This is a genomic window from Acinetobacter sp. MD2, from assembly GCF_035615575.1.
Taxonomy (GTDB): Bacteria; Pseudomonadota; Gammaproteobacteria; order Pseudomonadales; family Moraxellaceae; genus Acinetobacter.
The window spans coordinates 24,398-45,517 of the sequence record NZ_VTDK01000006.1 but is presented as its reverse complement, the minus strand read 5'-3'; the positions used below and the strand labels follow the sequence as shown (position 1 = coordinate 45,517).

Here is a 21,120-nt window from a genome sequence, read left to right as displayed (position 1 = left end):
TGTGATAAAAATATCAAAAGGTATCAATGTTTGTTTGCTATTTTGATGAAAAGATTGAATGTAAATTTGAGCATGCGAACGTAAAATTATTTTGAGATAGATACAATAATATTTGGGATTTTGCCCAAAAAAATATCTTTAGCGATCTCGGCTTGTTGTTCGATATTATAATGATGAAACGGGCGTTTATGCTTAAATTGATAGTGGTAAGGGTTGTAATGTTTAAAACTTAAATAATAGCCTATTTGTAATACTGCGCCGTGAAGAAGAACATTAATATGATGCTGATGTTGATAAATATGTGCAAGTTCATGAATAAAAATACTTTGGTAGGCACGACTTTCTAAGCTGTAGTCGGTTTTATAATTTTTAGGATGAACAAATAATGCACCTGTAGGAGCCATAAATAACCCTACGGGTTGCCAAGGTAAATAAGGCGTATTGAAAATTAACACCTGTGTATAATCGAGTTGATCTGCAAAAACACGCTGTGCAAGCTGGATTTCATTTGCTGTTAAATGTCGATATTGAAAGGTATGAAGCTTAAAAAACCGAATGCATTGCATGAAAATAATGCTTTTAAGCCACATCCAAATGGAATTGTTTATATTCATTATGATCTCAGTCAATTAAAAAAGACCGCACATGCGGTCTTTTTTAGGACTTATTCGCTTAACGCTTGATATCGCGTTGAGTTTCACCTGTGTAAAGCTGACGAGGGCGACCAATTTTGTATGGACCGCTGTGCATTTCTAACCAGTGGCTGATCCAACCAACAGTACGTGCTAATGCAAAGATAACGGTAAACATTTCGGTTGGAATGCCAATCGCTTTTAAGATAATACCTGAATAGAAATCGACATTCGGGTACAAATTACGCTCGATAAAGTATGGGTCAGAAAGCGCAATACGCTCAAGTTCCATTGCTAAAGCAAGCTGTGGATCATTGATACCTAATGCTTCAAGCACTTCGTCACACGTTTGTTTCATGACTTTAGCGCGTGGGTCGAAGTTTTTATACACACGGTGACCGAAGCCCATGAGTTTAACTTCTTTACGTTTCACTTTTTCCATGAATTCAGCAACGTTTTCAACGCTACCAATTTCATCTAACATTTTTAACACAGCTTCGTTTGCACCGCCGTGTGCAGGGCCCCAAAGTGCAGAAATACCCGCTGCGATACATGCATAAGGGTTTGCACCAGTTGAACCTGCTAAACGAACAGTTGATGTTGACGCATTTTGTTCATGGTCAGCATGCAATGTGAAAATACGATCCATTGCTTTTGCAAGAATTGGATTTACTTTGTAATCACGATCTGCTGGAGTTGCAAACATCATGTGCAAGAAGTTTTCTGCGTAGCTTAGGTCATTACGTGGGTAAATGAACGGTTGACCTACGGTGTATTTGTAGCTCCACGCAGCAAGGGTTGGAATTTTTGCAATTAAACGAATTGCAGTAATTTCACGGTGATTCACATCTTCAATGTTAAGATTGTTGTGATAGAACGCAGATAATGCACCTACAACACCAACCATAATCGCCATAGGATGCGCATCGCGGCGGAAGCCATTAAAGAAACGGCTAACTTGGTCGTGAACCATGGTGTGGTTACGCACTTTTGCATCAAATTCTTGTTTTTGCTCAGCTGTTGGTAGTTCACCATTGAGCAATAAATAACAGGTTTCTAAATAATCTGCTTGAGTTGCAAGTTGATCGATTGGATAACCACGGTGTAATAAAATTCCTTTATTTCCATCGATAAACGTAATTTTTGATTCACACGAAGCGGTTGCCATGAAACCAGGATCGAACGTAAAATGACCAGCAGCTAATACATCCTTAACGTCAATGACATCAGGGCCTAAAGTGCCACTATAAATTGGTAATTCAATTTCTTTGCCATCAAGTTTTAATACGGCTTTCTTGCCAGTTACTTCAGACATTCAATAGATCTCCTGTCCAGGTGAATGTAATGCCGATGCGTATTATATAGTCTTTTCATGAACGTCATCAGCGGGATAAAAACCAACCAAGCTTATTCTGTGCTCAAAAATTGTCAATCATACTTATGGATAAATGCGTTTAGCCGTTTCAATGTTGTTGACTGCTTCCGTGCTTGTATCCATACAAATTTGAACGTGGAAGGCTCGTTGCGCTATTAATTTACAGCAAGATACGAAAAAAAACATGCAACTCTTTTTTTAATTTTTAAAACGATGCCAAAAAAAGTGAATATTTTTGTATATAAAACAAGCATGATTTTGATGAAATCCTTTATATTTATGGCTTTAAAGATAGAAATATTTAGTAAAACTTTTATTTTCAAAAACTCATTATTTAAACTACTTGACTGATGTTTAATTGATTTTTCTTTTCTTTTAATTGGAAAAAACTTTTAGATATTAAAAATCAATGATAAAAAACATCAAAATATTACAGGGTTGATTTGGCATTTTATGTTGTTTTGATTTGAATTTGGGTGAGTTTTCATCTGTATCGCGATTGAAAGCTACACAATCTATCTTCGGCTTTAGTCTAATTTTGTATAATTGGTCTAATTTAATTCAGTTGGTTATATTTTTACATAGCGTCGTGATAAATGAAGGAGTTATGAGGGAATTTCTATAGCTGAGATCCCGCTAAAGGGTATATACTTGATAATGATTATTATTTATATGGGTTTTATTGCAATCGAATGAATTTTAGTTGTTTGAATTTTGACATTTTGCGATTTATAATTCATTGTCGTTTAAAAGTTTAGGCAAGGGTTTGCCTAAAAATGCCAGCTTTCCTTCGAATTAATCTACAAACTCCAGACGGAGTTTTAACTACAGGATGCCCGCTGTGAAAAGCAACAGACCTGTCAATTTGTCCATGGGGCAGGTGTTAGCGGTAAATTTACGCTCGCCCGTGGCTATTGCATCAATTTTACACCGTCTATCAGGTGTCATCGTATTTTTGTTGGTTCCAGTACTATTATGGATATTAGATAAGTCTTTGTCTTCGCCAGAAGGCTTTACTTATGTAAAAGAACAAATATTTGGGAATTTCTTTGTACGATTCGTGGTTTGGGTTTTTGTCGCAGGTTTAATTTATCACCTCATTGGTGGAATTAAACATCTGCTTGCAGACCTTGGCTTTAATGAAGAACTACAAAGTGGTCGAGTTGCAGCTACAATTTCATTGGTCTTGTCAGCGATAGCAATTATCGCGGCATTTGTATGGATTGTGATCTAATGAAAAGTGCTACAGGTTTAACGGGTTCAGGTGCTCGTGATTGGTATGTGCAACGTTTAAGCGCAGTCATTTTGGCTGTTTATACTGTTGTGATCTTTGGTTGGATTCTATGTCATAGCGGCTTTAGCTTTGATCAATGGACAGGGTTTATGAAAACCTTGCCAATGAAGGTTTTTTCTTTGTTGGCTGTTTTTTCATTGGTTGCGCACGCATGGATTGGCATGTGGCAAGTCTTTACAGACTACGTTACAACACGTCAAATGGGTCCATCTGCTAAAGGTTTGCGCCTTGTGTTAACCACTGCGGTTATTGTTGCCGTATTTGTTTATGCAATTTGGGCATGCCAGATTTTTTGGGCAAATTGATAGGAAAAGATCATGGGCACACTCCCTAAAGAAGATTATTCAAATATTCAAAACCTCACTTTCGACACCGTAATTGTTGGTGGTGGTGGTTCAGGCATGCGTGCTGCCTATCAAATGGCACAAGCAGGTTTAAAAGTTGCAGTATTAACCAAAGTGTTCCCAACCCGTTCGCATACCGTTGCGGCACAGGGCGGTATTGGCGCATCACTTGGCAACATGCAAGAAGACAATTGGCATTACCATTTTTATGATACGGTAAAAGGTGGTGACTGGTTAAGCGATCAAGACGCATGTGAATTCATGACACGCGAAGCACCAAAAGTGGTGTATGAGCTTGAGCACATGGGTATGCCATTTGACCGTAACAAAGATGGTACGATTTATCAGCGTCCATTTGGTGGTCACTCTGCCAATTATGGTGAAAAAGCAGTACCGCGTGCCTGTGCGGCAGCTGACCGTACAGGGCATGCCTTATTGCATACCTTGTATCAAAGCAACGTGAAAATGGGGACTCAATTTTTCGTTGAATGGATTGCATTAGACTTAATCCGCAATGAAGCAGGTGATGTACTTGGTGTAACTGCTTACGACCAAGAAACTGGTAATATCGCGGTATTTCAAGCTAAAGCAACGTTGTTTGCAACAGGTGGTGCGGGTCGTGTCTATCGTGCATCAACCAACGCTTATATCAATACAGGCGATGGCTTGGGCATGGCGGCACGTGCAGGAATTCCATTACAAGATATGGAATTCTGGCAGTTCCACCCAACAGGTGTTGCTGGCGCAGGCGTATTGCTAACCGAAGGTTGTCGTGGTGAAGGTGCAATTTTACGTAATAGAGATGGCGAACCATTTATGGAGCGCTATGCACCTACTTTAAAAGACTTGGCGCCACGTGACTTCGTTTCACGTTCAATGGACCAAGAAATTAAAGAAGGTCGTGGTTGTGGCCCTAAAAATGACTATATCTTGTTAGATATGACGCATTTGGGTGCTGAAACCATCATGAAGCGTTTACCTTCGGTATTTGAGATTGGTAAGAAATTCGCCAACGTCGACATTACCAAAGAGCCAATTCCTGTTGTGCCAACCATTCATTATCAAATGGGCGGTATTCCAACCAATATCCATGGTCAAGTGGTTGTGCCAGTCGGTACTGAGCAAGGTGAATTTTCTGCACATTACGACAAGGCGACCAAAACGTATTCTTACCAAGGTAGCCGTGATTATACTCAGCCAATCAAAGGTTTTTATGCCATTGGTGAATGTTCTTGTGTGTCGGTACATGGTGCCAACCGTTTAGGTACTAACTCATTGCTTGACCTTGTGGTGTTTGGTAAAGCTGCGGGCGAGCATATTATCGATTACGTGACTAAGCATCATGGCGATGAATATCAGCCATTACCAAATAATGTGCTTGAGCAAACTTTGCAACGCGTACGTCATTTAGATGAGACGACAGCGGGCGAAAATGCACAAGACGTAGCAGATGCAATTCGTGACATTGTTCAAGACCATGCAGGCGTGTTCCGTACTCAAGCATTGCTTGACGAAGGCGTGAAGCAAATTTTGGCAATTGAGCCGCGCGTTCGCAATATTCATTTAAAAGATAAATCTAAAGTCTTTAACACTGCACGTGTTGAAGCGTTAGAGGTTGAAAACTTATATGAAGTGGCGAAAGCAACCTTAATTTCTGCTGCTGCACGTAAAGAATGCCGTGGTGCGCATACGGTTGTAGATTACGAATTGGCACCTGATCATCAAGACTACCCATACGGCCGTCGTGATGATGAGTGGATGAAACATACTTTATGGTATTCATCAGACAATCGTTTAGAGTATAAACCTGTTCGTTATCAACCATTAACGGTTGAAGCCATTGAACCTAAACCACGTACATTCTAATCGGGAGAATAAAGATGAGTAGAGGCACACGTACCTTTGAAATCTACCGCTACGATCCTGATAAGGATAAAGCGCCGTACATGCAAACGTTTAAACTTGAGTTAACCGATAAGCATCGTATGTTGCTTGATGCGTTACTTGCGTTAAAAGTTCAAGATGAAACCTTAACATTCCGCCGTTCTTGCCGTGAAGGTATTTGTGGTTCAGATGGTGTGAATATTAATGGTAAAAATGGTTTGGCGTGTTTGTGGAACTTAAACGATTTACCTGAAAAAATCGTGATTCGTCCACTACCAGGTTTGCCTGTGATTAAAGATTTGGTTGTGGATATGAACCAATTCTATGATCAGTACAATAAAATCCATCCGTTCTTAATTAATAATCAGCCTGCGCCTGCCAAAGAGCGTTTGCAGTCGCCTGAAGAACGTGAGCATTTAGATGGATTGTATGAATGTATCTTGTGTGCATGTTGCTCAACATCATGCCCATCATTTTGGTGGAATCCAGATAAATTCCTTGGGCCGTCGGCATTGTTGAATGCGTATCGTTTTATCATCGATTCGCGTGATACAGATACTGCTGAACGTTTAGCGCGTTTAGACGATCCATTTAGTTTGTTCCGTTGTAAAGGTATTATGAACTGTGTATCAGTTTGTCCGAAGGGCTTAAACCCAACCAAGGCAATTGGTCACATTCGTAGCATGTTGCTTGATCAAGCCGGTTAAGTCGATTTGATTGTAAAAAACGCACATCTTTGGATGTGCGTTTTTTTTATTTGTAGCAGCTGTGTTAATTGTAGTGAAGTTTGAATTGCAAGTTTTTATGAGATAGCTCACCATATATCTGCACGAAGATGTCGCTAAATATTTTTATTTTTTATAAAGGGTATAGGTTAAAAAAATTTATGTGAAATAGAGAATATGCTAGCATTGCACAAGTCATTATATTGAAAAAAAAGCGGATTAAAATAACACTTGATTTTCAAAATATGAGAAAATAGATCTACCGCTAAAATAAGTCGCATTAGACAAGCTAAATCGCTGATTTATCTTTTCTAAGACGATTTGCAAAAAATTGCTCGGCAGTGTGTCGGGTATAAAAAATGAGTAATGATGCCAGGTATGGGCGTGATCATTCATTAGACTTAGTAGGAATTCTACCTGCTAAGTAAACTCACGATCCTGATAGTAAGCGCTATTAGGCATAATGTCATGTTTAGCAATCTGACATTATGAATCATGGATTGCTTTTTATAGCAGTCTGTAATGTTTTTGCAATAGGAAATGGGTCCACAAATGCAAGAAGTTGCTGACGCATTGCGTCTTGATACTGAACTTTCTGGTGATAGTGCAGCGTATATTGAAGAATTATACGAGCAATACTTAACTTCTCCATCATCTGTCAGTGAAGACTGGCGTCAATATTTTGATAAATTCCCTAAAGGCGACCAACCACACGGAACTGTGCGTGAACAATTTTTATTACTTGGTCGTAATTCAAACCGTATTCAACCAGTTGTGCAAAGTGCTGTTAGCACTGAGCATGAAAAACGCCAAATCGGTGTTTTACAACTGATTGCTGCATATCGTAATCGCGGGCATCAAAAAGCCAAGCTTGATCCTTTAGGTCTTGCAAAGCGTGAAGATGTGCCAGATCTAGAATTGGCAGCACATGGCTTAACCAAGTCTGATCTTGATACAGTATTCAACACCAGTAATCTTGCGATTGGTAAAGATGAAGCAACGCTTGGCGAAATGGTAGAAACCATGCAAGCGATTTATTGCCAATCGATTGGTGCTGAATATATGCACATTGTTGATACCGTGGAAAAGCGTTGGATTCAACAACGTTTAGAAAGCGCACGTGGCCAATTTGCTTTTAGTGCAGAACAGAAAAAACACTTCTTAGAGCGTTTGACTGCGGCAGAAGGTTTAGAAAAATTCTTAGGCAATAAGTTTGTTGGTGCAAAACGCTTTGGTATTGAAGGTGGTGAAGCCTTCATTCCAATGGTGAATGAGCTAATCCAACGCGCAGGTGCAGTTGGCTGTAAAGAAGTTGTAATTGGGATGCCACACCGTGGTCGTCTTAACTTACTTGTGAATATCATGGGTAAAAATCCTGCGGATTTGTTCGGTGAGTTTGAAGGTAAGTCACTGCATAAAAAAGGTTCTGGCGACGTTAAATATCACCAAGGTTTTTCATCGAATGTGATGACCCCAGGTGGTGAAGTTCATTTGGCGTTGGCATTTAACCCATCGCATTTAGAAATTGTTGGACCTGTTGTTGAAGGTTCTGTTCGTGCGCGCCAAGTTCGTCGTAAAGACATTGGTGGTGATGATGTATTGCCTGTGATTGTGCATGGTGATGCTGCATTTGCGGGTCAAGGTGTTAACCAAGAAACTTTCCAAATGTCACAAACTCGTGGTTATACCGTGGGTGGTACAGTACATATCGTGGTAAATAACCAAGTTGGTTTTACAACGTCAGACCCACGTGATGCACGTTCGACTGAATACTGTACTGACATTGCAAAAATGGTTCAGGCGCCAATTTTCCATGTCAATGGGGATGATCCTGAAGCTGTTGTTTTCATTGCACAGCTTGCGCATGACTTCCGTCATACTTTCCGTAAAGATGTTGTGATTGATTTGTTCTGCTACCGTCGTCGTGGTCATAACGAAGCGGATGAGCCGTCTGCAACACAGCCAATGATGTATAAAATCATTAACAAAAAGCCAACCACACGTACGCTTTATGCAGATGTTTTAGTCCAAGAGAAAGTACTTGATCGTGCTGAAGCGGACAAAATGATTGAAGATTACCGTGCTGATTTAGAAGCAGGTAAGCACGTTGCAAATGCGTTAGTACTTGAGCCAAACACCAAAATGTTTGTCGATTGGAAACCATATTTAGGTCATGACTATACCGATAATTGGGATACTTCATTTGATCTTGAGCGTTTAAAAGAACTTGGTCGTAAAATGCGTGAATTGCCTGAAGGCTTTGAAATGCAGCGCCAAGTTTCAAAAGTGATTGATGATCGCTTAAAAATGCAAACAGGTGAAATGCCACTGAACTGGGGTGCAGCTGAAACATTGGCATACGCAACCTTATTAGACCAAGGTTATTTGGTTCGTATTAGTGGTGAAGATGTTGGACGTGGTACGTTCTCACATCGTCATGCTAAATTGCACAACCAAGCAGATGGTTCGGTTTATATTCCACTTTGCAACGTTAAAGAAAACCAACCGCGTTTTGCGCTTTGGGATTCGTTATTGTCTGAAATGGCAGTATTGGCCTACGAATACGGTTACGCTACCACATTGCCAAATAGCTTAATTGTTTGGGAAGCTCAATTTGGTGACTTCGCCAACTGTGCGCAAGTGGTGATTGACCAGTTCATTGCCTCAGGTGAAACCAAGTGGGAGCGTGTGTGTGGTTTAACCATGTTGTTACCACACGGTTTTGAAGGTCAAGGGCCTGAGCACTCATCTGCGCGTTTAGAGCGTTTCTTACAGCTGTGTGCAGAAGACAACATGCAAGTGGTTACTCCAACTACACCTGCACAGATTTTCCATGCATTACGTCGTCAAGCGGTACGTCCAATCCGTAAACCAATGATTGTCATGTCACCTAAGTCATTGTTGCGTCATAAATTAGCAACATCGACTTTAGATGAATTAGCAGTGGGTCAATTCCAAACAGTAATTGACGAGATTGATGCAATTAACGCTGCTGATGTTACACGCTTAGTGCTATGTGGCGGTAAGGTGTATTACGACTTGCTTGAAAAACGTCGTGAATTGGGTCTGAATCATATTGCGATTGTGCGTGTTGAACAGTTGTATCCATATCCAGAGCAACGTTTAGCTGAGGTGTTGAAACAATATCCAAATATGACGGATCTTGTGTGGTGTCAAGAAGAACCACAGAACCAAGGCGCATGGTTGTTCATTGCACCGCGTTTATATGATGATGTTTTGAAATCTGGTCAATCGGTTCGTATTCGCTATGCAGGACGTGCTGCGTCAGCTGCGCCAGCATGTGGTTCACCATATTTGCATGCAAAACAACAAGCTCAATTAATTCAAGACGCGCTTGCGTTTGATGCTGAATAATCAGGAGAGATGAAAAAAATGGCAACCGAAATTAAGGCACCTGTATTTCCAGAGTCTGTAGCAGATGGAACAATTGCGACCTGGCATAAAAAAGTTGGGGAAGCAGTATCACGTGATGAAGTGATCTGTGATATTGAAACAGACAAAGTTGTATTAGAAGTTGTTGCCCCTGCGGATGGTAGCTTAAGTGCTATTTTCAAAAATGAAGGCGACACCGTATTATCTGCGGAAGTAATTGCACAATTCGTTGAAGGTGCTGTGTCGGGTGCAGCTGCAACTGAAGCTGTTCAAAGTGCTGAACAGGTTGAGCAAGCATCGGCAAATACACAAGCAGGTGCTGCACCTGTGGTAGAGCGTGCGCAAGTTGCTGACCAAGCACCAGCGGTGCGCAAGGCATTAAGCGAAACTGGTATTAGTGCAGGTGATGTACAAGGTACAGGCCGTGGCGGACGTATTACCAAAGAAGACGTTACCAATCATCAAACTAAACCTGCTGCAAGCGTAACGCCATTAAGCGTAGCGGTAGGTGAGCGCATTGAAAAACGCGTTCCAATGACGCGTTTACGTAAACGTGTTGCTGAACGTTTGCTTTCTGCAACCCAAGAAACAGCAATGTTGACGACGTTTAACGAAGTGAACATGAAGCCTGTGATGGAAATGCGCAAGCAGTACAAAGACGTTTTTGAAAAACGTCACGGTGCACGTTTAGGCTTTATGTCTTTCTTTGTTAAAGCCGTAACTGAAGCGCTTAAACGCTATCCTGCGGTAAATGCTTCTATCGATGGTGATGACATTGTGTATCACGGTTATTATGACATCGGTGTTGCAGTATCGAGCGAGCGTGGTTTGGTTGTTCCTGTATTACGTGATACAGACCGTATGAGCTATGCTGAAGTTGAAAATGGCATTCGTGATTTTGCTTATAAAGCACGTGATGGCAAATTAGCAATTGAAGATATGACTGGCGGTACATTCACCATTACTAATGGTGGTACTTTCGGTTCATTACTTTCTACGCCAATTTTAAACCAACCGCAAACGGGTATTTTGGGTATGCACAAAATCCAAGAGCGTCCAATGGCGGTGAATGGTCAAGTTGAAATTTTACCAATGATGTACCTTGCATTGTCTTATGACCATCGCATGATTGATGGTAAAGAAGCAGTTGGTTTCTTGGTTACCATCAAAGAATTGCTTGAAGAACCAGCAAGACTGATTTTAGACCTTTAATTTTTACGGATAATACTAGACCAAAGCAGAGTATTGCTGTGTTTTGGTCTTTTGGAGATAAATATGTCTCAGCAATTTGATCTTGTTGTGATTGGTGGTGGTCCAGGCGGTTATGAAGCAGCAATTCGTGCAGCTCAGCTTGGTTTTAAAGTTGCGTGTATTGAAAAACGTATTCATAAAGGCAAGCCATCTTTAGGTGGTACTTGCTTGAACGTGGGCTGTATCCCATCAAAAGCTTTGCTTGATTCTTCGCATCGTTATGAAGATACCGTACATCACTTAGCAGATCATGGTATTACGACTGGCGAAGTAAATTTTGACTTAGCAAAATTACTGGCACGTAAAGACAAAATCGTTGACCAATTAACGGGTGGTATTGACCAACTCCTTAAAGGTAATGGTATTGAGTGGTTAAAAGGTACGGGTAAACTGCTTGCAGGCAAAAAAGTTGAGTTTGTATCGCATGAAGGCGAAACTCAAGTTTTAGAGCCAAAATATGTGATTCTTGCGACAGGTTCTGTGCCTGTAAATATTCCTGTTGCCCCTGTTGATCAAGACATTATTGTTGATTCAACTGGCGCACTTGAGTTCCAAGAAGTACCAAAACGTTTAGGCGTGATTGGTGCAGGCGTGATTGGTTTAGAGTTGGGTTCTGTTTGGCGTCGTTTAGGTGCTGAAGTTGTTGTTTTTGAAGCAATGGATGCGTTCTTGCCAATGGCAGATAAAGCTTTGGCAAAAGATTACCAAAAGCTTTTGACTAAACAAGGCTTAGATATTCGCGTCGGTGCAAAAGTTGCTGGCTCTGAAATTAACGGTCGTGAAGTGACTGTTAAATACACCCAAGGCGGCGAAGAAAAAACCCAAACGTTTGACAAGTTAATCGTATGTGTGGGCCGTCGTGCCTATGCTGAAGGTTTATTGGCAGATGATTGTGGCATTAAATTGACTGAACGTGGTTTGGTTGAAGTAAACGATTGGTGTGCAACTTCAGTTGAAGGCGTATACGCAATTGGTGACTTAGTCCGTGGTCCAATGCTTGCACATAAAGCAATGGAAGAAGGCGTGATGGCAGTTGAGCGTATTCACGGTCATGCGGCACAAGTGAACTATGACACCATTATTTCAGTCATTTACACACACCCAGAAGCGGCGTGGGTAGGTTTAACTGAAGAACAAGCTGTTGCTAAAGGTCATGAAGTAAAAACAGGTCAATTTGGTTTTGCTGTGAATGGTCGTGCTTTGGCTGCTGGCGAAGGTGCAGGTTTTGTGAAGTTTGTAGCTGACGCAAAAACTGATCGTTTATTGGGTATGCACGTGATTGGGCCTGCTGCGTCTGATATCGTACATCAAGGGATGATCGCACTTGAATTTGTATCTTCAGTTGAAGATTTACAATTAATGACCTTTGGTCATCCAACATTCTCTGAAGTCGTACATGAAGCTGCTTTAGCGGTAGATGGTCGTGCGATTCATGCAATTCAACGTAAACGTAAATAAGTTCCAAATAATATAAAAGAGCAGCTCCGGCTGCTCTTTTTTTTTGACAAAAAATCATCAATTTAGTTCTGCTGAGTGATTGAACTTTTAACCAAAATCTTCTACAACAAAAGAAAGCAAATGTATTTAAAAGAGCATTTGTAAGCGTAATGATTATGTGAAACGACAATAAAAGGGAAAACAATGAATTTGCATGAATATCAGGCTAAAGCCTTGTTAAAACAATATGGATTACCCGTACAAGAAGGAATTTTAATTACAAGTGCAGACGAAGCTGCCATAGCATATAAAAAGTTGGCTGGAAAATGTGCGGTGCTGAAAGCCCAAGTGCATGCAGGCGGGCGTGGTAAGGCCGGAGGGGTAAAGGTTGTTAAGTCAAAAGATGAGGCGATTGAGGTTGCACAAAAACTACTTGGGCAGCAATTGGTGACCTATCAAACGGATGCATTGGGACAACCCATTCATAGTATTCTCGTTTGCGAAGATGTTTATCCTGTCGCGCGTGAGTTGTATTTAGGTGCAGTGATTGACCGTTCTTCTCGGCGAGTTGTTTTCATGGCATCTACCGAAGGTGGGGTTGAAATTGAAAAAGTCGCGGAAGAAACACCTGAAAAAATTTTTAAAATAGAGATTGATCCTTTGGTTGGATTATTGCCATTTCAAGCCAAAGAGATGGCTTATGCCTTGGTGTTAGATGAATCTCAAGTACAACAATTTAGCCAATTGTTACATGGTGCATATCGTGCATTGATTGAAAATGATTTTGCACTGTTTGAAATTAATCCACTTTCGATTCGTGAAAATGGCGACATTTTATGTGTCGATGCCAAAATTAATATTGATGCAAACGCATTATATCGCTTGCCTGAAATTGCAGCATTACGTGATAAAAGCCAAGAAAATGAGCGAGAACTTAAAGCATCTGAGCATGATTTAAATTATGTAGCATTAGATGGAAATATTGGTTGTATGGTCAATGGCGCAGGGCTTGCGATGGCTACTATGGATATTATTCAGCTTTATGGTGGGCGACCTGCTAACTTTTTAGATGTAGGCGGCGGTGCAACCAAAGAGCGCGTGATTGAAGCCTTCAAAATTATTTTGGATGACTGTGCGGTTGAAGCAGTACTGATTAATATTTTTGGTGGGATTGTGCGTTGTGACATGATTGCAGAGGCCATTATTGCGGCCATTCAAGAAATTAAAGTGAGTATTCCTGTTGTGGTACGTTTAGAGGGTAATAATGCAGAACTCGGTGCAAAACTTTTAGATGAGTCAGATTTAGACTTAATTTCTGCCAATGGGCTTGCAGATGCTGCGGAAAAAGTTGTTTTAGCAGCCCAACAACAAAATACAGCACACGGAGCAGTATCATGAGCGTCCTGATTAATAAAGAAACCAAAGTGTTAGTACAAGGATTTACGGGTAAAAACGGGACATTTCATGCAGCACAGGCTTTAGATTACGGCACTAAAGTAGTTGGTGGTGTGACACCGGGCAAAGGGGGCACAGTCCATTTAGATTTACCCGTTTTTAATACAATGAAACAGGCAGTGAAAGAAACAGGCGCTGATGCCTCTGTGATTTTTGTTCCCGCACCTTATGTGCTTGATTCAATTGTCGAGGCGCTAGATAGTGGAATTGAATTGGTCGTGGTGATTACCGAGGGTGTGCCAACATTGGATATGCTCAAAGCCAAACGCTATCTCGAAACTTATGGTGGCCACGCGCGTTTAATTGGCCCAAATTGTCCGGGCATTATTACGCCGGGTGAATGTAAAATTGGCATTATGCCGGGGCATATTCACAGTTCAGGTAAAATTGGCATTATCTCTAGATCCGGTACGCTCACCTATGAGGCTGTGGCACAAACCACAAAACTAGGTTTGGGGCAATCGACCTGTATTGGAATTGGTGGAGATCCAATTTCAGGCATGAATCAAATAGACGCATTGCGTTTATTTCAAGATGACCCAGATACTGATGCAATTATTATGATTGGGGAGATTGGAGGCACAGCCGAAGAAGAGGCGGCTGAATTTATTCAGTCTGAACTGACCAAACCTGTTGTCGGTTATATTGCGGGTGTGACTGCGCCGAAAGGAAAACGAATGGGGCATGCAGGTGCGATTATTTCTGGTGGCAAGGGAACAGCCGAGGAAAAATTTCAAGCATTTGAAAAAGCAGGCATTGCTTATACCCGTAGCCCTGCTGAAATTGGAAAAACGATGTTCGATCTACTTCAAGCGAAGTTATCAAGCTAAATAAAAGTAGAACCTTCTGATGTATTTGGAAGGTTTTAGTGCTTACTCAAATTTGGATAAAAAAAACGTAGCGGTTGGGGTGACCACTACGTTGGAAAACGAAAAACTGTACTAACAGTGTCGTAAAATGGAGAAATGACATTTTGGATTATTCAATAGAATAAACCAAATGGTCTAAAATGATATTAATCCAAATTCGACTGAAACACTAGGTTTTAGTGTAGGGCTAATGCAGGTTATATGTAATAAAATGCTATTTTTTTGTTAAAAAAGCCAACTAAACTGTCTATTAGTTGGCTTTTTATTTGAATTTAATGACTTTTTAGAAGTGAAACATGCCTAAACCATGTTTAATTTCATCTAAAGTTGCTTGAGTAATAATTTTACAACGGTCTGTTCCTGCCTTAAGTACATCCATAATATAGTCAGGGTCTTTCGCAAGTTCGTTACGACGGTCACGGATTGGAGAAATTAACTCTTTTAAAACGCCTTCTAGGCGTTTCTTCACCGTACCATCACCTAAACCACCACGACGATAATGGGCTTTGAGTTCTTCAAGTTCTTCTTTATTTGGGTCAAATGCATCTAAATAAGTAAATACAACATTGCCTTCAACTTGACCTGGATCTTCAACACGTAAATGATTTGGGTCGGTATACATGGCATTTACGGCTTTTTTAATGTCTTTGTCAGATGCATTGAGCACAATAGTATTGCCAAGGGATTTTGACATTTTGGCTTTGCCATCAAAGCCCGGTAAACGTCCTGTATTTGAAAGTAAGGCTTTACATTCAGGTAAAATTGCTTGATTGGTTTGACGATTGAGGCGACGCACAATTTCGTTGGTCTGTTCAATCATTGGAATTTGGTCTTCGCCTACAGGTACAACTGTGGCTTTAAATGCTGTAATGTCGGCAGCTTGTGCCACAGGGTAGCATAAGAAGCCCGCAGGAATATCACGTTCGAAACCGCGCATCTGAATTTCAGACTTAATGGTTGGATTACGCTCTAAACGTGCCACTGTTACAAAGTTCAAATACAGCATGGTCAGTTCATTGAGTGCAGGTAAATGAGATTGCACACAAATGGTGGTTTTGGTTGGATCAATTCCAACAGCCAAATAATCAAGCGCCACTTCTAAAATATTGCGACGTACTTTTTCGAAATTATCGGCATTGTCGGTCAGTGCTTGTGCATCTGCCAATAAAATATGTTGATGATGTGAGTCTTGTAACCCTACACGCGAACGTAAAGAACCGACAAAATGCCCCAAATGTAATTGTCCTGTTGGGCGATCTCCGGTCAAAATAATGGGGCGCTGATCTGCTGTTGTCATGCAAAATATCCTGAAATTTAATCAATGATCATCTAAGTGAATGCAGTTATTGTACGGTATATCATAAAAAAAATTCTATGCTTATTCTGCTGAGTCTAGGAATTTGCTCAAATAACATAAACACCTTTAAGTTGATGCATACCTAGCTTAAAAATACCTTTACAATAACAACTAAAATAAAACAATTTGGGTATCTTATGGCTAGTAGCTTGTTGGTCTTACTGGATGATATTGCGACTGTACTTGATGATATTGCGTTAATGAGCAAAACGGCAGCCAAAAAAACAGCAGGGGTTTTGGGGGATGATTTGGCTTTAAATGCACAGCAAGTGACAGGTGTGCGCGCCGATCGTGAGCTTGTTGTGGTTGCGAAAGTTGCGAAAGGTTCATTACTGAATAAATGTATTTTAGTGCCACTTGCACTGCTGATTAGTGTGATTGCACCATGGTTAATTAATCCTTTATTGGTGATTGGTGGTTTATTTTTATGCTATGAAGGTGTAGAAAAAGTATTACATAATTTGATGCATAAAAAGCACTCAAAATCTGATGAAATGGAACATGTACAGCAACAAGTTACTGATACTGAAAGTTATGAAAAAGACAAAGTGAAAGGCGCGATTCGTACTGATTTTATTTTGTCTGCTGAAATTGTCGTGATTACTTTGGGTACAGTGGCTGCGACATCATTAATGAATAAAGTGATTGTGATGAGTTTAATTGCCGTTGTCATGACCATTGGGGTATATGGTTTTGTGGCATTAATTGTCAAAATTGATGATGTTGGTTTGTTTTTAACAAAAACGCAGCAACAGTGGAAAAAGGGGCTTGGACAATGTTTATTAAGTTTTGCACCAAAATTAATGAAAGCATTGTCGATTGTTGGAACGATTGCGATGTTTTTAGTTGGGGGTGGGATTATTAATCATGCTGTCCCATTCGTGCATCATTTTACTGAACATACTGCCGATCAAGCACAAGTCATTCCAAATGTTGGTCAAATCTTAGGGAGCATTGTGCCGACCAGTCTAAACCTATTGATTGGTTTTATTGCAGGGCTTATTGTTTTAGGTGTAATCGGTTTGATTCAAAAAGTGATCAAAAAAGCTTAACTGTTTGCAACTTTGTATATCAAGAGGTGGTGCAATGCGTTGGAAAGGACGTAGAGAAAGCGATAATTTAGAAGATCGACGTGGCAGTGGTGGTGCAAAAGCGGGTGGTATTAGCATCATTGGGTTAGTGGTGGCTTTTGTGGCATGGAAATTTTTTGGTGTTGACCCGCAGCAAGCTTATCAGGTTACTAAACAAGTGACACAACAACAGCCTGCAACCAATACACCTTTGTCACAACCAACAGCTGAGCAGCAAGAAGCCAAACAGTTTGTCTCGACCATATTAGCAGACACTGAAGACACTTGGAGCGAAATTTTTAAAGCTCATCAAATGCAATATAAAGCACCGAAATTGGTGTTATACAGTGGTGCAACAGCTACGGATTGTGGAACAGGGCAATCAGCGATGGGGCCATTTTATTGTCCATCAGACCAAACGGTTTATTTAGATACGCAATTTTTTATGGAAATGCGTCAAGAGCTTGGTATTGTCGGTAATAAAAATAAAACTGAGCTATCTAGAAATGATCAAGCGGGCGATTTTGCTTTGGCTTATGTGATTTCCCATGAAGTTGGGCATCATGTGCAAAATTTGTTAGGCATTTCTAATCAAGTGCAGAATCAACGTCGTAAGCTTAGTCAAGCACAAGGTAATCAATTATCGGTGCGTTTAGAATTACAAGCAGACTGCTTTGCAGGCATGTGGGCAAAGTCGAATGATCAACGGACGCACTTTTTAGATGAAGGCGACATAGACGAAGCGATGGATGCAGCACAAAAAATTGGTGATGACTATTTGCAGAAACGTAGTACGGGACAAATTGTGCCAGATAGCTTTACCCATGGTAGTAGTCAGCAACGAATGACATGGTTTAAGCGTGGTTTTGAGTCAGGAAGTTTGGATAGTTGTAATACCTTTAGCCAAGGTGCAGTGTAATTGCTATAAGACTTACGTTTTTTTATCTTAGACATTCTTTTTATTGATGGTAAAAAATAAAAAGAATGGATGAAGTGTATTTGTCTGTTGATGCTTAGCATCAGCATTATTTTTATTTTAATTTGGTCAGGGAGATTATGGGAAATTATTTTATTTTACAGCTTTTTACAGTCGTGTTTGCCTTATCTATTATTACGACCACATTTAATCGTCGTATTTTAGGTTTTCCGCAAGCGATTGGTGTTCCAATTGTTTCTGCTGTATTGGTTTTTATTTTACAGTGGGCTGCAAGTTTATTAAGTGGTAATCCTTTTATTACCATTAATCTCTCGAATATTGAAAGTGCGGTACGTCATATTGATTTTTATGACTTTTTAATTAATGGGGTCATTTGTTTTATCTTAACCTCTTCAGCCTTAAAATTTAAACTTTCTGACCTGCGGAATCATTGGAAACCGATTAGTATTTTAGCCAGTATTTCTTTGTTGTTATGTGCAGTTTTATTTGGTGGCATGCTTTATGGATTTCAATTTTTAATTGGTAATCCTGTACCTATTATTGTATTGCTTCTATTAGGCTCGGCTTTGGGTGCGACAGATCCGATTGGGATTAAAGGCGTACTTAGTTCAGTACGTGCACCACATCATTTAATGGTAAAACTTGAAGGTGAGTCATTATTTAATGATGCGATGTGTATCGCTGTTTTTATGACCTTATTAAGCGTGATTCAAGGTAAAAACTTTAATTTGTCTGGCACGCTTGAAACATTACTGTATGAGATTGTGGTTGCAGTGGTGATTGGTTGGGCTTTCGGTCAGGGAATCTTACGGATTTTACGTGGTAAGCATGAACCAGAATCCCTTATTTTAACTACAGCTTTGTTGGCTTGTGGCTCATATTTAGTTGCCTTATTTGCACATGCTTCTGCACCAATTGCTTGTGTAATTGGTGGTTTGGTTGTGGGAAATAAATGGAATGACATTTTAAATGATCATGCTGTTCGTGAGATTAATCATTTTTGGCATACTGTAGAAGGGATTATTAACTCATTCTTATTCACGTTGATTGGTTTGGAATTATTTATTTTAGACTTAAATTTCAGCATGATTTTAGGTGGTATGGTTGCCTTTATTATTCTGCATGTATCACGTTTTGCAGCAAACTTTTTATCTTTTGTCTTTTTCCCAAGTTTCCGCCGAAAAAGTTATAACGGTAGTTTGACTATTTTGAGTTGGGGTGGTGTTCGTGGTGGAATCTCCTTGGCATTAATTTTAGCCGTGGCAAACCATCCTGCATTGAGTCCTTATAGCAGTATTTTAATTGGCTATACCTTTATTAGTGTGTTGATGTCTGGTTTAGTCTGCGGTTTAGGATTACCTGCGGTGATGAATGCGTTTTATTATAATCCAAATGAAGAAACTACGGGATTTAAAGGTTGGTATCAACGCTTATGCCATAAAATGAATCGTAAGGGTTTTCAGTATATTGTCGGCGAAGATGCACAGGGTAATGAAACCATTACCATTTATAATCCTGAACAATTATCTGATGTGAAAACAGAAGATGGAATTGCGACATTGCATGATCCAAGTAAAATTACGGAAATGAAACAATTAGAAAATCCTAATAATTTCTAATTCAATGACCACCCTAAACGGGTGGTTTTGTTTATTGGAGATGGGAATATGTCCTCTGAGCTTTATGCGTATATTTTAACCGTGGTTGCGCAAATTCCACGCGGAAAAGTGGCAAGTTATGGACAAATTGCCAAAATGGCAGGTTTTCCAAAACATGCCCGACTGGTAGGTCGTGTTTTAAAACAGATCGCAGATGATGCTCAGATTCCGTGGCATCGTGTAGTGGATGCTAAAGGACACATTCGGCTGACCAAACAAAATCAACAGGGCGAGAACCTTCAACAGCTTAAATTAATTGATGAAGGTGTGTTGGTTGTAAATGGAAAAATTTGTTTAAGTGATTATCAGTGGTTTATAGATTAATGCACAATAAGCACAGGAAGAGCAGTTTTGTTGAGTACTTTTTGGGAAATACTACCTAAAATGAGTTTGGATAATCCTGTGTAGCCATGTGAACCAATTACCATTAAGTCGGCATTTAAATCTGTTGCTGCTTGTGTGATGGTATCTGCAATCGAAAAACCTTCAAGTAATAAAATTTCAATGGGTAATTCGCTTGAAACATAATGGTTTTGAATTTCTGATAGTGTCGCTAAAATTTCTTGTCGTGCACGATCGATAAATAAGTTACTTTCACCAGTTTGGACATATTCTCGTGCTGTAATGGGGTCAAGTTTTAAAACTTGCGCAACGGTAATTTTACTGTGTAGGGAAGTTGCAATCCCTTTAATATGGTCAAGCAATTGATGTGCAGTTGCTGTGCTATCAATTGCAACTAAAATATGCTGATAATTCATCGGAATGCCTTTTGCTCATGGAGAATAGCATCGACTATAACACTTTGAATGATCGTGTAATATTACAAAATGATGAATTAAAAAAGCCTCCTATTTAGGAGGCTTCTTGCATGAGATTAAAGATATTCAACGCTCACGACTTCATATTCGACTTCACCTTGAGGGGTGGTAATCTTGGCTTCATCTCCTTCATGTTTCCCTAACAAACCTCGTGCAATTGGAGAATTCACCGAGATTTTATTAATTTTAAAATCAGCTTCATCATCGCCTACAATTTTATAGGTCTTACGTTCTTCGGTGTCTAAGTTTTCGATGGTGACAGTCACCCCAAAAACCACACGACCATTTTTTTCAAGCTCTTGAACGTCTATGACTTGCACTGCACCAAGCTTGCCTTCGATGTCTTGAATGCGACCTTCGCAGAAACCTTGTTGTTCACGCGCTGCGTGATATTCTGCATTTTCCTTTAAGTCGCCGTGTTCACGTGCTTCTGCAATTGCTTGAATAATACGTGGACGTTCAACAGTTTTTAACTGCTGCAATTCAGCTTCTAAGGCAATTTTGCCTTCGGGAGTCATTGGATAACGTTGCATTTTAGTCCCTCTAAATTGAATGGGAAAATAGCGTATAAAAAATAAAAATCCCGCCACCGATTAGGTGACGGGACCTATCGCTAAAGAA

Annotated in this window: 18 protein-coding genes; 13 read left to right on the top strand and 5 right to left on the bottom strand. The window is 40.1% G+C overall.

Annotation, left to right across the window (positions count from 1 at the left end):
• Window positions 1-86: 86 nt before the first annotated feature.
• Window positions 87-566, bottom strand: coding sequence for a hypothetical protein (locus tag FXN70_RS09520; RefSeq protein WP_324647233.1), 480 nt, complete (start codon window positions 564-566; stop codon window positions 87-89).
• Between the two features lie 106 nt (window positions 567-672).
• A complete protein-coding gene (gene gltA, locus FXN70_RS09515) occupies window positions 673-1,947 on the bottom strand; it encodes a citrate synthase (RefSeq protein ID WP_324647232.1) in 1,275 nt (424 codons plus the stop codon).
• Between the two features lie 892 nt (window positions 1,948-2,839).
• Here gltA and sdhC point away from each other — a divergent pair.
• From sdhC to sucD, 9 genes are all read left to right on the top strand, one after another.
• Window positions 2,840-3,241, top strand: a complete 402-nt coding sequence (sdhC, locus tag FXN70_RS09510) for a succinate dehydrogenase, cytochrome b556 subunit (RefSeq protein WP_324647231.1) — start codon at window positions 2,840-2,842, stop codon at window positions 3,239-3,241.
• Complete coding sequence (sdhD, locus tag FXN70_RS09505; RefSeq protein ID WP_324647230.1) at window positions 3,241-3,606, top strand: succinate dehydrogenase, hydrophobic membrane anchor protein; 366 nt, start codon at window positions 3,241-3,243, stop codon at window positions 3,604-3,606. The genes sdhC and sdhD overlap by 1 nt, the downstream gene beginning before the upstream one ends.
• Before the next feature lie 12 nt (window positions 3,607-3,618).
• Window positions 3,619-5,511, top strand: a complete 1,893-nt coding sequence (locus tag FXN70_RS09500; protein WP_324647229.1) for an FAD-dependent oxidoreductase — start codon at window positions 3,619-3,621, stop codon at window positions 5,509-5,511.
• 14 nt (window positions 5,512-5,525) lie between these two features.
• Window positions 5,526-6,236: a succinate dehydrogenase iron-sulfur subunit gene (locus FXN70_RS09495; RefSeq protein WP_324647228.1), complete on the top strand. Its 711-nt coding sequence runs from the start codon at window positions 5,526-5,528 to the stop codon at window positions 6,234-6,236.
• A 570-nt stretch (window positions 6,237-6,806) separates the two neighbouring features.
• Window positions 6,807-9,629 (top strand): 2-oxoglutarate dehydrogenase E1 component, encoded by a 2,823-nt coding sequence (locus tag FXN70_RS09490; RefSeq protein ID WP_324647359.1) that lies wholly within the window; start codon window positions 6,807-6,809, stop codon window positions 9,627-9,629.
• An 18-nt stretch (window positions 9,630-9,647) separates the two neighbouring features.
• Entirely contained in the window at window positions 9,648-10,859 is a 1,212-nt protein-coding gene (odhB, locus tag FXN70_RS09485; protein ID WP_324647227.1) for a 2-oxoglutarate dehydrogenase complex dihydrolipoyllysine-residue succinyltransferase, read from the top strand.
• A 63-nt stretch (window positions 10,860-10,922) separates the two neighbouring features.
• On the top strand, window positions 10,923-12,356 hold the full coding sequence (gene lpdA / locus FXN70_RS09480) for a dihydrolipoyl dehydrogenase (RefSeq protein ID WP_324647226.1): 1,434 nt from the start codon (window positions 10,923-10,925) through the stop codon (window positions 12,354-12,356).
• A 183-nt stretch (window positions 12,357-12,539) separates the two neighbouring features.
• Entirely contained in the window at window positions 12,540-13,733 is a 1,194-nt protein-coding gene (gene sucC / locus FXN70_RS09475) for an ADP-forming succinate--CoA ligase subunit beta (protein WP_324647225.1), read from the top strand.
• Window positions 13,730-14,620 carry a succinate--CoA ligase subunit alpha gene (gene sucD, locus FXN70_RS09470; protein WP_324647224.1) on the top strand — a complete coding sequence of 297 codons (891 nt, stop codon included), beginning with the start codon at window positions 13,730-13,732 and terminating at the stop codon, window positions 14,618-14,620. Before sucC ends, sucD begins: the two co-directional genes overlap by 4 nt.
• Before the next feature lie 322 nt (window positions 14,621-14,942).
• Here the strand turns inward: sucD and trpS are convergent, their stop codons facing one another.
• Window positions 14,943-15,956, bottom strand: coding sequence for a tryptophan--tRNA ligase (trpS, locus tag FXN70_RS09465; RefSeq protein WP_324647223.1), 1,014 nt, complete (start codon window positions 15,954-15,956; stop codon window positions 14,943-14,945).
• A 197-nt stretch (window positions 15,957-16,153) separates the two neighbouring features.
• Here trpS and FXN70_RS09460 point away from each other — a divergent pair, with 197 nt between their 5' ends.
• The 4 genes from FXN70_RS09460 to FXN70_RS09445 all read left to right on the top strand — a co-directional run bounded on the left by FXN70_RS09460 (window position 16,154) and on the right by FXN70_RS09445 (window position 20,005).
• Window positions 16,154-17,068, top strand: a complete 915-nt coding sequence (locus FXN70_RS09460; protein WP_324647222.1) for a DUF808 domain-containing protein — start codon at window positions 16,154-16,156, stop codon at window positions 17,066-17,068.
• 34 nt (window positions 17,069-17,102) lie between these two features.
• Window positions 17,103-18,005 carry a neutral zinc metallopeptidase gene (locus tag FXN70_RS09455; protein WP_324647221.1) on the top strand — a complete coding sequence of 301 codons (903 nt, stop codon included), beginning with the start codon at window positions 17,103-17,105 and terminating at the stop codon, window positions 18,003-18,005.
• A 137-nt stretch (window positions 18,006-18,142) separates the two neighbouring features.
• On the top strand, window positions 18,143-19,642 hold the full coding sequence (locus FXN70_RS09450) for a sodium:proton antiporter (RefSeq protein ID WP_324647220.1): 1,500 nt from the start codon (window positions 18,143-18,145) through the stop codon (window positions 19,640-19,642).
• Between the two features lie 48 nt (window positions 19,643-19,690).
• Window positions 19,691-20,005, top strand: coding sequence for an MGMT family protein (locus FXN70_RS09445; RefSeq protein WP_324647219.1), 315 nt, complete (start codon window positions 19,691-19,693; stop codon window positions 20,003-20,005).
• Here FXN70_RS09445 and FXN70_RS09440 read toward each other — a convergent pair.
• Window positions 20,002-20,439 (bottom strand): universal stress protein, encoded by a 438-nt coding sequence (locus FXN70_RS09440; protein ID WP_324647218.1) that lies wholly within the window; start codon window positions 20,437-20,439, stop codon window positions 20,002-20,004. The genes FXN70_RS09445 and FXN70_RS09440 overlap by 4 nt on opposite strands.
• 116 nt (window positions 20,440-20,555) lie before the next feature.
• Window positions 20,556-21,032 carry a transcription elongation factor GreA gene (gene greA / locus FXN70_RS09435; protein WP_324647217.1) on the bottom strand — a complete coding sequence of 159 codons (477 nt, stop codon included), beginning with the start codon at window positions 21,030-21,032 and terminating at the stop codon, window positions 20,556-20,558.
• Window positions 21,033-21,120: the final 88 nt, after the last annotated feature.

Coding starts and splice junctions, on each gene's coding strand:
- FXN70_RS09520 (WP_324647233.1), bottom strand. CDS start 566: ATGCAATGCATTCGGTTTTTTAAGCTTCATACCTTTCAATATCGACAT.
- gltA (WP_324647232.1), bottom strand. CDS start 1,947: ATGTCTGAAGTAACTGGCAAGAAAGCCGTATTAAAACTTGATGGCAAA.
- sdhC (WP_324647231.1), top strand. CDS start 2,840: ATGCCCGCTGTGAAAAGCAACAGACCTGTCAATTTGTCCATGGGGCAG.
- sdhD (WP_324647230.1), top strand. CDS start 3,241: ATGAAAAGTGCTACAGGTTTAACGGGTTCAGGTGCTCGTGATTGGTAT.
- FXN70_RS09500 (WP_324647229.1), top strand. CDS start 3,619: ATGGGCACACTCCCTAAAGAAGATTATTCAAATATTCAAAACCTCACT.
- FXN70_RS09495 (WP_324647228.1), top strand. CDS start 5,526: ATGAGTAGAGGCACACGTACCTTTGAAATCTACCGCTACGATCCTGAT.
- FXN70_RS09490 (WP_324647359.1), top strand. CDS start 6,807: ATGCAAGAAGTTGCTGACGCATTGCGTCTTGATACTGAACTTTCTGGT.
- odhB (WP_324647227.1), top strand. CDS start 9,648: ATGGCAACCGAAATTAAGGCACCTGTATTTCCAGAGTCTGTAGCAGAT.
- lpdA (WP_324647226.1), top strand. CDS start 10,923: ATGTCTCAGCAATTTGATCTTGTTGTGATTGGTGGTGGTCCAGGCGGT.
- sucC (WP_324647225.1), top strand. CDS start 12,540: ATGAATTTGCATGAATATCAGGCTAAAGCCTTGTTAAAACAATATGGA.
- sucD (WP_324647224.1), top strand. CDS start 13,730: ATGAGCGTCCTGATTAATAAAGAAACCAAAGTGTTAGTACAAGGATTT.
- trpS (WP_324647223.1), bottom strand. CDS start 15,956: ATGACAACAGCAGATCAGCGCCCCATTATTTTGACCGGAGATCGCCCA.
- FXN70_RS09460 (WP_324647222.1), top strand. CDS start 16,154: ATGGCTAGTAGCTTGTTGGTCTTACTGGATGATATTGCGACTGTACTT.
- FXN70_RS09455 (WP_324647221.1), top strand. CDS start 17,103: ATGCGTTGGAAAGGACGTAGAGAAAGCGATAATTTAGAAGATCGACGT.
- FXN70_RS09450 (WP_324647220.1), top strand. CDS start 18,143: ATGGGAAATTATTTTATTTTACAGCTTTTTACAGTCGTGTTTGCCTTA.
- FXN70_RS09445 (WP_324647219.1), top strand. CDS start 19,691: ATGTCCTCTGAGCTTTATGCGTATATTTTAACCGTGGTTGCGCAAATT.
- FXN70_RS09440 (WP_324647218.1), bottom strand. CDS start 20,439: ATGAATTATCAGCATATTTTAGTTGCAATTGATAGCACAGCAACTGCA.
- greA (WP_324647217.1), bottom strand. CDS start 21,032: ATGCAACGTTATCCAATGACTCCCGAAGGCAAAATTGCCTTAGAAGCT.